We start from the raw sequence: 13,935 nt of genomic DNA, 5'->3' as shown, positions 1-13,935 counted from the left end.
GCAATCAACCAAGCATGAAAGCAGCCCGTACAGGAAAGTTAAAGCGCCAAGAAGAACAAGCCAGCTTTGTTAGCTGGCGTTTTGCGTTGCTTTGCGGCTGTATCCTGCTTGCGATGGTTGGCTTGATGGCTCGCGCGGCTTATCTTCAGGTGATCAATCCAGACAAACTGGTGCGCGAAGGCGATATGCGTTCCCTACGTGTTCAGGAAGTGCCGACAGCGCGCGGTATGATCAGCGATCGCGCTGGCCGTCCTTTGGCCGTTAGTGTGCCAGTAAATGCTGTATGGGCAGATCCGAAAGAAGTGAACGATCGTGGTGGCATCACGCTGGATACGCGCTGGAAAGCACTTTCTGACGCGCTCGATATTCCGTTAGATCAGTTGGCAACCAAAATCAATGCTAACCCGAAAGGGCGCTTCGTTTATCTGGCGCGTCAGGTGAATCCGGCTATTGGCGAATACGTTCATAAGCTGAAATTGCCAGGAATTAATCTGCGGCAGGAGTCTCGCCGGTACTATCCTTCTGGGCAAGTTACCTCTCATCTCATCGGTTTCACCAATATCGATGGGCAAGGCATCGAAGGGGTAGAGAAAAGTTTTGACCGCTGGCTGACCGGGCAACCCGGTGAACGCACCGTGCGAAAAGACCGATTTGGCCGCGTGATTGAAGATATCTCCTCCGTTGACAGCCAGGCAGCACATAATTTGGCGCTCAGTATTGATGAGCGTTTGCAGGCGCTGGTGTACCGTGAACTTAATAACGCAGTGGCCTTTAACAAAGCTGAATCGGGAACGGCCGTACTGGTCGATGTGAATACCGGTGAAGTATTGGCAATGGCGAATAGCCCGTCTTATAACCCGAACAATCTGGCGGGTACGCCGAAAGACATCATGCGTAATCGCGCGATCACCGATATCTTCGAACCAGGGTCTACCGTTAAACCGATGGTGGTAATGACGGCCTTGCAGCGCGGCGTGGTGAAAGAAAATAGCGTACTCAACACGCTGCCTTACTACGTCAACGGTCATGAAATCAAAGATGTGGCGCGCTACAGCGAATTAACGCTAGCCGGTATTCTTCAAAAATCGAGTAACGTTGGCGTGTCTAAGCTGGCGTTAGCGATGCCTTCCTCTGCGCTGGTCGACACTTACGCCCGCTTTGGATTAGGAAAAGCGACCAATTTGGGGTTGGTCGGAGAAAGCAGTGGCTTATATCCTCAAAAACAACGGTGGTCTGACGTAGAGCGGGCCACCTTTTCTTTCGGCTATGGGCTGATGGTAACCCCGTTACAGTTAGCGCGAGTCTATGCCACGATCGGCAGTTTCGGTATTTACCGTCCGCTGTCGATTACCAAAGTTGATCCCCCTGTGCCTGGCGAGCGCGTCTTCCCAGAAGCGCTCGTGCGTTCCGTGGTGCACATGATGGAAAGCGTGGCACTGCCCGGCGGTGGCGGCACCAAGGCTGCGATCAAAGGCTACCGTATCGCGATTAAAACCGGTACGGCCAAGAAAGTCGGTCCAGATGGTAAATACATCAATAAATACATTGCCTATACGGCGGGTGTGGCGCCAGCCAGTAACCCACGTTTTGCTCTGGTTGTCGTGATCAACGATCCGCAGGCAGGGAAGTACTACGGCGGCGCGGTTTCTGCGCCAATCTTTGGCGCCATCATGGGGGGCGTTCTGCGTACGATGAATATCGAACCGGATGCGTTACCTGCGGGCGACAAAAACGAGTTTGTAATTAATAGAGAAGAGGGATCAGGTGGCAGATCGTAATTTGCGCGATTTACTTGCTCCGTGGGTGCAAGACACCCCGGCGTGTGCGCTGCGGGAAATGACATTAGACAGCCGCGTTGCGGCTGCCGGGGATCTGTTTGTCGCGATTGTCGGGCACAAAGCAGATGGACGGCGCTATATTCCGCAGGCAATTGCGCAAGGCGTAGCAGCGATTGTTGCCGAAGCAGAAGGTGAAGCTGCTGACGGTACGATTCGCGAAATGCACGGTGTGCCAGTGGTCTATCTCAGTAATCTGAACCAGCGGCTTTCCGCGCTGGCAGGCCGTTTTTATCGTCAGCCTGCGGAAAGGTTACAGCTGGTTGGTGTAACGGGAACCAATGGAAAAACGACAACGACTCAGCTTCTTGCTCAGTGGAGCCAGGCGTTAGGCGAAACGAGTGCCGTGATGGGCACCGTAGGCAATGGCCTATTGGGGCGTGCCATTCCGACAGAGAATACAACAGGGTCTGCTGTAGATGTTCAGCAGGTGCTGAGCCAACTGGTAGAGCAAGGCGCGACCTTTGCCGCAATGGAAGTGTCTTCCCATGGGCTGGTACAAAACCGTGTGGCCGCGCTGCCGTTTGCGGCGGCCGTGTTCACCAACTTGAGCCGCGACCATCTTGATTACCACGGCGATATGGAAAGCTATGAAGCGGCCAAGTGGGCGTTGTTCGCTGAGCATCGCGTTGGTCAGATGATTATCAATGCTGATGATGAGGTTGGGCTGCGTTGGCTGGCGAAGCTGCCGGATGCGGTTGCTGTGACGATGGAAAACAATTTGGTCCCCGGCTGCCGTGGGCGCTGGCTGAAAGCGACACAGATTGATTATCACGATAACGGCGCCACGATTGCGTTTGATTCAAGCTGGGGACATGGCGAAATTGAAAGTCGCCTGATGGGCGCGTTTAACGTCAGCAATATGCTGTTGGCGCTGGCAACATTGCTGTCTCTAGGTTATCCGCTCGACAAGCTCGTCATCGCCGGATCGCAACTACAACCCGTATGTGGGCGCATGGAAGTTTTCCATGCTGAAGGCAAACCAACGGTCGTTGTTGATTATGCTCACTCGCCGGATGCGCTGGAAAAAGCGCTTGAAGCGGCGCGTTTGCACTGTCTGGGTAAACTCTGGTGTGTGTTTGGCTGCGGCGGCGATCGCGATAAAGGTAAGCGCCCACTTATGGGCGGCATCGCAGAACAACTGGCCGATCGTGTTGTAGTGACTGATGATAACCCGCGCAGTGAAGAGCCTCAGGCAATTGTTGCCGATATTCTCTCCGGGCTGCTGGATGCCGGGCGGGTTCAGGTGATTCACGGACGTGCTGAAGCTGTCACTAGCGCGATCATGCAGGCGCAGGAAAATGACGTGGTGCTGGTTGCGGGCAAAGGACACGAAGATTATCAACTGGTTGGCAATCAGCGTCTTGATTATTCCGATCGCATCACTGTTGCTCGTCTGCTGGGGGTGATCGCATGATTCGCGTTTCCCTACAGCAGCTTGCCACGGTGCTGAATGCGCAGCTCATTGGTGAAAACATTGATATTGACGATGTTTCAACGGATACGCGTAAGCTGACGTCCGGCTGTTTGTTTGTTGCGCTGAAAGGCGAGAAATTTGATGCGCATGATTATGCCGCAGACGCGGTAAAAGGCGGTGCGGCGGCTCTGTTAGTCAGTAAGCACTTACCTCTTGATGTTCCCCAACTGTTGGTAAGCGATACACGTTTAGCATTAGGTCAAGTGGCGGCCTGGGTTCGCCAGCAGTCAACGGCGCGCGTTGTTGCACTGACCGGTTCTTCCGGCAAAACCTCGGTTAAAGAGATGACCGCGGCGATTCTGCGTCAGTGCGGTTCGGTTCTGTATACCGCGGGTAACTTCAATAACGACATCGGCGTGCCGTTAACGCTGCTTCGTTTGACGGCGGAACACCAGTTTGCAGTGATTGAACTAGGGGCGAATCACATTGGTGAGATTGCCTATACCACCGATCTGGTGCGGCCGGAAAGTGCGCTGGTCAATAATCTGGCTGCTGCGCATCTGGAAGGCTTTGGTTCGCTGGCCGGCGTGGCGCAGGCGAAAGGTGAGATTTTTTCTGGTTTGCCAGCAGACGGCGTTGCGATCGTGAATGCGGACAGTAACGATTTCCCGCACTGGCAGGCCACACTGAATCATAAAACCGTTTGGCGGTTCTCGCCGCAGGCTGCTTGCGATATCGATTTTTTTGCCAGCGACGTAGCCGTTTTGGCACAAGGTACGCGCTTTACTCTGCACACGCCGTTTGGCGAAACGCAGGTTTTGCTGCCTTTACCTGGTCGACATAATGTGTCGAACGCACTGGCGGCGGCTGCGCTGGCGATGTCCGTCGGGGCGACGCTAGAGGCCGTTAAAACAGGATTATCTCAACTTCAAGCGGTGCCAGGGCGATTGTTTCCGATTGCCTTGTCCGAAGGCAAGCTGCTGTTGGATGACAGCTATAACGCCAATGTGGGTTCCATGACGGCGGCAGCACAGGTACTGGCGGAGATGCCGGGCTACCGTGTGATGGTTGTCGGCGATATGGGAGAGCTGGGAGAGGAAGCCCCCGAGTGTCATCGTCAAGTAGGCGAAGCCGCACGTGTTGCGGGTATTGATTGCGTATTGAGTGTGGGAACGTTGAGTGAATTGATCGGCGCTGCCAGCGGCAATGGTGAACATTTTCATGATAAGGCCGCGCTGGTTTCACGTTTGAAGGTGCTGATGTCAGAACATAACGTCATCAGCGTATTGGTCAAAGGCTCACGCAGTGCTGCGATGGAGCAGGTTGTACATGCATTACAGGAGAATGCGCAATGTTAGTATGGCTGGCCGAACATTTGGCCAAACTTTATACCGGTTTTAACGTCTTTTCTTATTTGACGTTCCGCGCCATTGTCAGCCTGCTGACCGCATTGGTTATCTCTCTATGGATGGGGCCGCATATGATCGCCTGGCTGCAACGTTTGCAGATTGGGCAGGTTGTGCGTAACGAAGGGCCAGAATCGCATTTTAGCAAACGTGGAACCCCGACAATGGGGGGCGTGATGATTCTGGTCGCGATTATCGTTTCCGTTTTGATGTGGGCGAATCTGTCTAACCCTTATGTCTGGTGCGTGCTGCTTGTGTTAGCGGGCTATGGCGCCGTCGGTTTTGTTGATGATTATCGCAAAGTGGTACGTAAGGATACTAAAGGGTTGATTGCACGCTGGAAATACTTCTGGCAGTCCGTGATTGCGCTCGTGGTGGCTTTCACTATGTACTCCATCGGTAAAGATACACCGGCAACGCAGCTGGTTGTGCCATTTTTCAAGGACGTGATGCCGCAATTGGGTCTGCTGTATGTTGCGCTGGCCTATTTTGTCATTGTCGGCACCAGTAATGCCGTAAACCTGACTGACGGCCTGGATGGATTGGCAATCATGCCGACCGTGTTTGTTGCTGCAGGTTTTGCACTGGTGGCATGGGCGACAGGGAACATGAATTTTGCCGGCTATTTGCATATTCCGTATATCCGTCATGCCAGCGAGCTGGTGATTGTCTGTACTGCGATTGTGGGGGCTGGGCTCGGCTTCCTGTGGTTTAACACCTATCCGGCGCAGGTCTTCATGGGAGACGTAGGTTCACTGGCACTGGGCGGCGCACTGGGTACTATCGCGGTACTGTTACGTCAGGAGTTTTTGTTAGTGATTATGGGCGGCGTTTTCGTCGTCGAAACGCTGTCGGTGATTCTGCAAGTCGGGTCCTTTAAGTTGCGCGGGCAGCGGATTTTCCGCATGGCGCCCATTCATCATCATTATGAACTTAAGGGCTGGCCGGAACCGCGCGTGATTGTGCGCTTCTGGATTATTTCGTTGATGCTGGTGCTGATTGGCCTGGCAACGCTGAAGGTACGATAAGACATGGTGGACTATCAGGGTAAAAAAGTCGTCATTATCGGGTTGGGTCTGACCGGGCTTTCCTGTGTTGATTTCTTTCTCGCGCGTGGTGTGGTACCGAGCGTGGTGGATACCCGTATCAGTCCACCGGGTCTGGATAAGCTGCCAGAACAGGTGGAACGACATCTTGGTAGCTTGAATGAAGACTGGCTGATGAATGCAGATTTGATTGTCGCCAGCCCCGGTGTGGCGTTGGCGACGCCGATTCTGTGTGACGCCGCTGATGCTGGTATTGAGATCGTTGGCGATATCGAACTGTTCTGCCGTGAAGCGCAGGCCCCGATTGTGGCGATTACCGGTTCGAACGGTAAAAGTACGGTGACAACGCTGGTCGGTGAAATGGCGCGCGCGGCAGGCTGGCAGGTGGGCGTCGGTGGCAACATTGGCCTTCCTGCGCTGCAACTGCTGGAACAGCCCGCTCAACTGTATGTACTGGAACTGTCGAGCTTCCAACTGGAAACGACGAGTAGTCTGCATGCCGCAGCGGCTACCATTCTGAACGTAACGGAAGATCACACCAACCGTTACCCGTTTGGCCTACAGCAGTATCGTGCAGCGAAATTGCGTATCTATGAAAATGCAGATTTGTGCGTGGTGAATGCAGACGATGCGTTGACCATGCCGGTTCGCGGTGCAGATGTGCGCTGTCGCAGTTTTGGTGTTGATGTCGGTGATTATCATCTTAACCGCCAGCAGGGCGAAACCTGGCTGCGGGTGAACGGTGAACGTGTACTCAACACCCGCGAAATCAAGCTTGTTGGACAGCACAACTATACGAACGCATTAGCAGCACTGGCACTGGCTGATGCCGTGAAGATTCCGCGGGCTTCTGCACTGGCGGCATTGACGTCATTTACCGGGCTGCCGCACCGTTTTCAAATGGCCTTCGAGCACAATGGCGTACGGTGGATCAATGATTCTAAAGCCACCAATGTGGGCAGCACTGAGGCCGCATTAAGCGGTTTGACCGTCGACGGCACGTTGCACCTGCTGTTAGGGGGTGATGGAAAATCTGCTGACTTCTCGCCGCTGGTGCCGTATTTACAGGGTGAGCGTATTCGCTTGTATTGTTTTGGACGTGATGGTGAACAACTGGCTGCGTTGCGCCCGGAAATTGCCGAGCAGACAGACACGATGGAACAGGCAATGCGTATCATCGCCGAACACGTTAAGCCCGGTGACATGGTGTTGCTGTCGCCAGCTTGTGCAAGCTTGGATCAGTTTCGCAGTTTTGAACAGCGAGGCGATGAGTTTGCTCGCCTGGCGAAGGAATTAGGTTGATGCGGTTCTTTGGGCTGGCGTTTATTGAACGCATCAAAAGCTGGGTCATGGGGACGCGCGAAAGCGATACGCTGAGCATCGTTCTGTACGATAGAACGCTCGTGTGGTTAACGCTTGGCCTGGCTGTGATTGGTTTTGTGATGGTGACCTCGGCATCCATGCCTGTCGGGCAGCGTCTTGCCAACGACCCGTTTTTGTTCGCGAAGCGTGATGCGATTTATCTGGGGTTAGCATTTGGTTTGTCGTTAATTACGCTGCGTGTCCCGATGGAAATATGGCAACGCTATAGTCCAGTGCTGTTATTGCTCGCCATGGTCATGCTGCTGGTTGTACTCGCGGTAGGCAGTTCGGTCAACGGTGCGTCGCGCTGGATTTCTCTGGGGCCGTTACGCATCCAGCCCGCGGAGTTATCCAAGCTGGCGTTGTTTTGCTACCTGTCCAGCTATATGGTGCGCAAAGTTGAAGAAGTACGAAACAACTTCTGGGGCTTTTGCAAACCAATGGGCGTGATGGTGGTGTTGGCAGTGCTATTGCTGGCCCAGCCTGACCTCGGTACGGTGGTTGTGCTGTTCATTACGACGTTGGCGATGTTGTTTCTGGCCGGCGCTAAGATGTGGCAGTTTCTGGCGATCATTGGTTCCGGTGCCTTTGCCGTTGGGCTGCTGATTGTGGCTGAACCTTATCGTATGCGGCGCGTAACGTCTTTCTGGAATCCGTGGGATGATCCGTTCGGCGATGGCTATCAGTTAACACAATCTCTGATGGCGTTTGGACGCGGCGAGTTCTGGGGGCAAGGCCTGGGGAATTCAGTACAGAAACTGGAATATTTGCCGGAGGCACATACCGATTTCATTTTCTCTATTTTAGGTGAGGAACTGGGGTATATCGGTGTGGTTTTGGCGTTGTTAATGATATTCTTCGTCGCTTTTCGCGCGATGTCTATTGGAAAGCGGGCGTTGGAGATCGATCAGCGTTTTTCAGGCTTTCTGGCATGTTCAATTGGTGTTTGGTTTAGCTTTCAAACGCTGGTGAACGTAGGCGCAGCGGCGGGGATGCTGCCGACGAAAGGGTTAACGCTACCGCTGATCAGTTATGGTGGTTCCAGTTTGCTGATTATGTCGACGGCGATTGTTTTGTTGTTACGCATTGATTTTGAAACGCGTCTGACAAAAGCGCAGGCGTTTACGAGAGGTGCCCGATGAGTGGCGAAGGCAAGCGTTTGATGGTGATGGCTGGCGGCACAGGTGGACATGTCTTCCCTGGGCTGGCGGTTGCACATCATCTGATGGCGCAGGGCTGGCAGGTTCGCTGGTTAGGTACAGCGGATCGTATGGAAGCCGATTTGGTGCCTAAGCATGGTATCGAAATTGATTTTATCCGCATTTCTGGGTTACGCGGTAAAGGCATTCGGGCGCAGCTAAGCGCACCGATTCGTATTTTTCAGGCAGTGCGTCAGGCGCGGGCGATTATGCGCCGTTACCAGCCTGATGTCGTGCTGGGGATGGGCGGTTATGTTTCCGGTCCCGGTGGCTTGGCTGCCTGGCTGTGCGGCATTCCGGTTGTCCTACATGAGCAGAACGGTATTGCAGGGCTAACCAATCGCTGGTTATCCCATATCGCCAAAAAGGTATTGCAGGCATTCCCGGGGGCGTTTCCTAAGGCAGATGTTGTGGGGAACCCGGTAAGAACTGATGTGTTGGCACTGCCTGCGCCGGAAACACGATTAGCCGATCGCTCAGGCCCTGTGAGGGTGCTGGTTGTCGGTGGTAGTCAGGGAGCGAGAGTGCTGAACCAAACGCTTCCCGGTGTGGCAGAGCAGTTGGGTGAGCGTATTACGATTTGGCATCAGGTCGGTAAAGGTGCGCTATCAACTGTTCAACTGGCTTATCAGGATGTTGGGCAGACTCAGCACAAGATTACCGAGTTTATTGATGATATGGCGGCAGCTTACGCTTGGGCAGACGTGGTGGTATGCCGCTCTGGTGCCTTGACCGTCAGTGAAATTGCAGCGGCAGGGCTACCAGCTCTGTTTGTGCCGTTTCAGCATAAAGATCGGCAGCAGTACTGGAATGCGCTGCCGTTGGAAAAGGCTGGCGCGGCAAAAATTATTGAGCAGCCACAGTTTAGCGTGGCATCTGTTAGCGAGGTGCTGTCTGCTTGGGATCGCACAACTTTGCTGGCGATGGCGCAAAAAGCCCGCGCAGTGGCGATTCCAGATGCAACCGAACGGGTTGCGGCGGAGGTCAGTACAGCGGCAGGCAGTCGGGCCACACACGTGGCTCATGGTTAATTAATACAGCGTTGTCGGGTAGGAGACTGTCCGGTGACGCTACAAGGTAGCGATAGAATAACGTGAATACTCAACAACTGGCGAAACTACGTTCAATCGTGCCCGAGATGCATCGCGTCCGGCACATACACTTTGTTGGCATCGGCGGTGCTGGCATGGGTGGTATCGCCGAAGTGTTGGCCAACGAAGGTTATGAAATTAGCGGCTCCGATCTGGCACCGAATGCGGTAACGCAGCAGTTGACCGATCTTGGTGCACAGATTTATTTCCACCACCGTGCAGAGAACGTGCTGAATGCCAGCGTGGTGGTGGTATCGAGTGCGATTACGGCGGATAACCCGGAGATTGTCGCTGCGCATGACGCTCGTATTCCCGTGATCCGTCGTGCTGAAATGTTGGCGGAACTGATGCGGTTTCGTCACGGTATTGCGGTCGCGGGTACGCATGGCAAGACGACGACAACGGCGATGGTCACCAGTATTTACGCAGAAGCGGGATTGGACCCAACGTTTGTGAACGGTGGTTTGGTGAAAGCGGCGGGAACGCATGCACGTCTGGGGTCAAGCCGTTACTTGATTGCGGAAGCGGATGAAAGCGATGCGTCCTTCCTGCATTTGCAGCCGATGGTGGCGATTGTAACTAACATTGAAGCTGACCATATGGACACTTATCAGGGGGATTTTGAGAACCTGAAGCAGACGTTCATTAATTTCCTGCACAACCTGCCGTTTTATGGTCAGGCTGTGATGTGTGTTGATGATGCGGTCATCCGCGAACTGTTGCCACGCGTTGGCCGCCATATCATTACCTATGGTTTTAGCGACGATGCTGATGTGCGCGTTGCTGGGTATCGTCAGATTGGCGCACAAGGACACTTTACGCTGGAGCGGAAAGATAAACCGTTGCTGAACGTTACGCTGAATGCGCCGGGGCGTCACAATGCGCTGAATGCGGCGGCGGCGGTTGCTGTAGCGACCGATGAAGGCATCGATGACGAGGCAATTCTACGCGCGCTAGAACGTTTTCAGGGGACTGGGCGTCGTTTTGATTTTCTCGGTGAATATCCTCTCGAATTGGTAAATGGGCACAGTGGAACAGCGATGTTGGTGGATGATTACGGTCATCATCCGACAGAGGTTGATGCTACGATTAAAGCCGCACGCGCTGGCTGGCCAGATAAGCGGTTGGTTATGATTTTTCAGCCGCATCGCTATACGCGAACCCGCGATTTATATGACGACTTCGCGCATGTGTTATCGCAGGTTGACGTGCTGCTGATGCTGGATGTGTATTCCGCAGGAGAATCGCCGATTCCGGGCGCAGACAGCCGTTCACTGTGCCGTACCATTCGCGGAAGAGGTAAGATTGATCCGATTCTGGTAACAGATGTGGATACTTTACCGGAACTGTTGTCACAGGCGCTGCGAGGCGAAGACCTGATTTTGGTTCAGGGAGCCGGCAACATCGGTAAACTGGCGCGTAAACTGGCTGATTCCAGATTACAGCCGCAGATAAGTGAATGAGGAACATCATGACTGAGAAAGTTGCTGTATTGCTTGGTGGAACCTCTGCTGAACGTGAAGTGTCGTTACTTTCCGGTCAGGCGGTCTTGGCTGGCCTGAAGGAAGCTGGCATCAATGCCCATGCGGTTGATACCCGTGACTTCCCTGTGACGAAATTGAAGGAAGAAGGCTTTACCCGCGTTTTCATCGCCTTACATGGTCGCGGTGGTGAAGATGGCACATTGCAGGGTGTTTTGGAATTTCTGGAACTGCCTTATACCGGTAGCGGCGTCATGGCATCCGCACTGACGATGGATAAGCTCCGCACCAAACAGGTGTGGCAGGCGGTCGGATTACCGGTATCGCCTTACGTGGCATTGGCTCGGCGCCAGTATTCAGAGACGGCGGCAAATGAATTGCTGGCGAAATTCACTCATCTTGGATTGCCACTGATTGTCAAACCAAGCCGTGAAGGTTCCAGCGTCGGCATGAGCAAAGTGAACGCGCTTAGTGATTTGCCTGCGGCATTGGAAGAAGCATTCCGTCATGATGACGATGTTCTGGTCGAGAAATGGCTGAGTGGCCCAGAATATACCGTCGCTATCCTGGGTGATGAGGTATTACCTGCTATTCGCATTCAGCCTGCGGGTACGTTTTACGACTATGAAGCGAAGTATTTGTCAGATGATACCCAGTATTTCTGCCCAAGTGGTTTGCCTGACGATCAAGAGCAGGCATTAGCGGTACTGGCGATGGCAGCTTATCGTGCGGTGGATTGTAGCGGATGGGGACGCGTCGATTTTATGTTGGATAGCGATGGTGCTTTCTACTTGCTTGAGGTGAATACGTCTCCAGGGATGACGAGCCACAGCCTGGTTCCTATGGCGGCGCGTCAACGTGGCCTGACTTTCTCGCAACTGGTCGTGAAAATTCTGGAGCTTGCTGGCTGATATGTCGCAGGCAGCGCTGAATACACGCGGACGAGAGCCTGAACCGAAAGGAACACGTCGCAGTAATGGAGGCCAATTGGCAGGAATTGTTTTCCTGCTGATGGTGATAGGGACGATCGTCTGGGGAAGCTGGATGGTGGTGGGGTGGATGAAAGACGCCAGCCGCCTGCCGCTCTCTCGTATGGCAGTAACAGGGGAAAGGCAGTACACCACCAATGACGATATTCGTCAGGCAATTTTGTCGTTGGGGTCGCCGGGAACGTTCATGACACAGGATGTGAACGTGATCCAGCAGCAGATCGAACGTCTATCATGGATAAAACAGGCCAGCGTACGTAAGCAGTGGCCGGACGAATTAAAGATTCATCTGGTTGAATATGTACCGGTAGCGCGTTGGAATGATCAGCTAATGGTTGATGCGGAAGGAAATTCGTTCAGTGTACCCGCTGAACGTGTTGGTAACCGTAAGATGCCGTTGCTGTATGGCCCGGAAGGCAGTGAAACCGAAGTATTGGAAGGCTATCGCATCATGAGTCAGACGCTAGCCGCCGGAAAGTTTACGTTAAAAACGGTTGCGATGAGTGCACGGCATTCATGGCAACTGGGATTAGACGATGATACTCGCCTCGAATTGGGGCGGGACGATAGGGCTAAACGTCTGCAACGCTTTATTGAACTTTATCCGCTGTTGCAGCGGCAGGCTCAGAGCGAAAACAAACGTATTAGCCATGTAGATTTGCGATACGACAGCGGGGCCGCGATAGGTTGGGCTCCAGCCTTGCTTGATCAACAACATGTTGATCGGCAGCGAGTTGGTCAGCAACAAGACATTGATCAGCAACAGAACAGTAACCAGAAACAGACACAGGCTAAACAACAATGATCAAGTCGACGGACAGAAAACTGGTAGTTGGGCTGGAAATCGGTACAGCGAAAGTGGCTGCGCTGGTAGGGGAAGTCCTGCCCGATGGCATGGTCAATATTATTGGCGTAGGTAGTTGCCCGTCACGTGGAATGGATAAAGGCGGCGTAAACGATCTGGAATCAGTCGTTAAGTGTGTTCAACGCGCGATTGATCAGGCGGAGTTAATGGCAGACTGTCAGATCTCTTCCGTGTATCTGGCGCTATCGGGAAAACACATCAGTTGCCAGAATGAAATAGGGATGGTGCCTATTTCAGAAGAAGAGGTGACGCAGGACGACGTAGAAAGTGTGGTGCATACCGCCAAGTCCGTGCGTGTGCGCGATGAACACCGTGTTCTCCATGTGATCCCACAGGAGTATGCGATCGATTATCAGGAAGGGATTAAAAACCCAGTTGGCTTATCTGGCGTGCGTATGCAGGCGAAAGTCCACCTGATAACCTGCCATAACGATATGGCGAAGAATATTGTTAAAGCCGTTGAACGCTGTGGTTTAAAGGTCGACCAACTGATTTTCGCAGGATTGGCTTCCAGCTATGCGGTTTTGACAGAAGACGAACGTGAGCTGGGCGTGTGCGTTGTTGATATCGGCGGCGGCACAATGGATATCGCGGTCTACACCGGTGGTGCATTGCGACACACGAAAGTGATTCCTTATGCAGGCAACGTGGTTACGAGCGACATTGCCTACGCGTTTGGCACGCCGCCGACGGATGCTGAAGCGATCAAAGTGCGTCATGGTTGTGCATTAGGCGCGATCGTTGGCAAAGATGAGAATGTGGAGGTCCCGAGCGTTGGAGGACGTCCACCCCGCAGTTTGCAAAGACAGACACTGGCGGAAGTGATTGAACCACGTTACACCGAGCTGTTGAACTTGGTGAACGATGAACTTTTACAGTTGCAGGAGCAGTTGCGTCAACAGGGCGTAAAACACCATCTGGCAGCAGGGATTGTGCTGACGGGCGGTGCCGCGCAAATAGACGGTCTGGCGGCTTGTGCGCAGCGTGTGTTCCATACACAGGTGCGTATTGGACAACCAATGAATATAACAGGGCTGACGGATTATGCCCAAGAGCCTTATTACTCAACGGCGGTTGGGTTGCTGCATTACGGGAAAGAATCTCATCTGGGTGGTGAGCATGAAGTCGAAAAACGTGCCTCAGTGAGCAACTGGTTCAAACGAATCAACAGCTGGTTGAGGAAAGAATTCTAATTTTATCAAAGAGATCACCTGGCACAGTTTTATGATCTCGCAGTTACAGGC

The 13,935-nt window shown here is 53.4% G+C and carries 11 protein-coding genes; all 11 read left to right on the top strand.

The window, feature by feature from the left end:
• Nucleotides 1-14: 14 nt before the first annotated feature.
• The 11 genes from A6301_RS19390 to ftsA all read left to right on the top strand — a co-directional run bounded on the left by A6301_RS19390 (nt 15) and on the right by ftsA (nt 13,884).
• Entirely contained in the window at nt 15-1,778 is a 1,764-nt protein-coding gene (locus tag A6301_RS19390) for a peptidoglycan glycosyltransferase FtsI (RefSeq protein ID WP_107171045.1), read from the top strand.
• Nucleotides 1,765-3,252, top strand: a complete 1,488-nt coding sequence (murE, locus tag A6301_RS19385) for a UDP-N-acetylmuramoyl-L-alanyl-D-glutamate--2,6-diaminopimelate ligase (protein ID WP_234258523.1) — start codon at nt 1,765-1,767, stop codon at nt 3,250-3,252. The genes A6301_RS19390 and murE overlap by 14 nt, the downstream gene beginning before the upstream one ends.
• Nucleotides 3,249-4,610, top strand: a complete 1,362-nt coding sequence (murF, locus tag A6301_RS19380; protein ID WP_205540269.1) for a UDP-N-acetylmuramoyl-tripeptide--D-alanyl-D-alanine ligase — start codon at nt 3,249-3,251, stop codon at nt 4,608-4,610. The genes murE and murF overlap by 4 nt, the downstream gene beginning before the upstream one ends.
• The gene (mraY, locus tag A6301_RS19375; protein ID WP_010298023.1) at nt 4,604-5,686 is read left to right on the top strand and encodes a phospho-N-acetylmuramoyl-pentapeptide-transferase; all 1,083 of its coding nucleotides are present in this window, start codon (nt 4,604-4,606) and stop codon (nt 5,684-5,686) included. Before murF ends, mraY begins: the two co-directional genes overlap by 7 nt.
• Before the next feature lie 3 nt (nt 5,687-5,689).
• Nucleotides 5,690-7,006 carry a UDP-N-acetylmuramoyl-L-alanine--D-glutamate ligase gene (gene murD / locus A6301_RS19370; RefSeq protein ID WP_234258522.1) on the top strand — a complete coding sequence of 439 codons (1,317 nt, stop codon included), beginning with the start codon at nt 5,690-5,692 and terminating at the stop codon, nt 7,004-7,006.
• Entirely contained in the window at nt 7,006-8,208 is a 1,203-nt protein-coding gene (gene ftsW, locus A6301_RS19365; protein WP_107171049.1) for a cell division protein FtsW, read from the top strand. The genes murD and ftsW overlap by 1 nt, the downstream gene beginning before the upstream one ends.
• Nucleotides 8,205-9,296 (top strand): undecaprenyldiphospho-muramoylpentapeptide beta-N-acetylglucosaminyltransferase, encoded by a 1,092-nt coding sequence (gene murG, locus A6301_RS19360; protein WP_215484554.1) that lies wholly within the window; start codon nt 8,205-8,207, stop codon nt 9,294-9,296. The genes ftsW and murG overlap by 4 nt, the downstream gene beginning before the upstream one ends.
• Nucleotides 9,297-9,358: 62 nt before the next feature.
• A complete protein-coding gene (murC, locus tag A6301_RS19355; protein ID WP_107171051.1) occupies nt 9,359-10,819 on the top strand; it encodes a UDP-N-acetylmuramate--L-alanine ligase in 1,461 nt (486 codons plus the stop codon).
• A gap of 8 nt (nt 10,820-10,827) precedes the next feature.
• Complete coding sequence (locus A6301_RS19350) at nt 10,828-11,748, top strand: D-alanine--D-alanine ligase (RefSeq protein WP_234258521.1); 921 nt, start codon at nt 10,828-10,830, stop codon at nt 11,746-11,748.
• A 1-nt stretch (nt 11,749) separates the two neighbouring features.
• Nucleotides 11,750-12,631: a cell division protein FtsQ gene (gene ftsQ / locus A6301_RS19345; protein WP_107171053.1), complete on the top strand. Its 882-nt coding sequence runs from the start codon at nt 11,750-11,752 to the stop codon at nt 12,629-12,631.
• Nucleotides 12,628-13,884, top strand: a complete 1,257-nt coding sequence (ftsA, locus tag A6301_RS19340; RefSeq protein WP_010298002.1) for a cell division protein FtsA — start codon at nt 12,628-12,630, stop codon at nt 13,882-13,884. The genes ftsQ and ftsA overlap by 4 nt, the downstream gene beginning before the upstream one ends.
• Nucleotides 13,885-13,935: the final 51 nt, after the last annotated feature.

Source organism: Pectobacterium sp. IFB5596 (assembly GCF_021432585.1).
Taxonomy (GTDB): Bacteria; Pseudomonadota; Gammaproteobacteria; order Enterobacterales; family Enterobacteriaceae; genus Pectobacterium; species Pectobacterium punjabense.
Note: the sequence above shows the minus strand (reverse complement) of the source record. Positions and strands in the feature narration are given on the sequence as shown.

Bases quoted from the DNA above. Each gene is read 5' to 3' on its own strand.
- ftsA (WP_010298002.1), top strand. From the start codon at position 12,628: ATGATCAAGTCGACGGACAGAAAACTGGTAGTTGGGCTGGAAATCGGT.
- mraY (WP_010298023.1), top strand. From the start codon at position 4,604: ATGTTAGTATGGCTGGCCGAACATTTGGCCAAACTTTATACCGGTTTT.
- A6301_RS19390 (WP_107171045.1), top strand. From the start codon at position 15: ATGAAAGCAGCCCGTACAGGAAAGTTAAAGCGCCAAGAAGAACAAGCC.
- murF (WP_205540269.1), top strand. From the start codon at position 3,249: ATGATTCGCGTTTCCCTACAGCAGCTTGCCACGGTGCTGAATGCGCAG.
- murD (WP_234258522.1), top strand. From the start codon at position 5,690: ATGGTGGACTATCAGGGTAAAAAAGTCGTCATTATCGGGTTGGGTCTG.
- A6301_RS19350 (WP_234258521.1), top strand. From the start codon at position 10,828: ATGACTGAGAAAGTTGCTGTATTGCTTGGTGGAACCTCTGCTGAACGT.
- ftsQ (WP_107171053.1), top strand. From the start codon at position 11,750: ATGTCGCAGGCAGCGCTGAATACACGCGGACGAGAGCCTGAACCGAAA.
- ftsW (WP_107171049.1), top strand. From the start codon at position 7,006: ATGCGGTTCTTTGGGCTGGCGTTTATTGAACGCATCAAAAGCTGGGTC.
- murG (WP_215484554.1), top strand. From the start codon at position 8,205: ATGAGTGGCGAAGGCAAGCGTTTGATGGTGATGGCTGGCGGCACAGGT.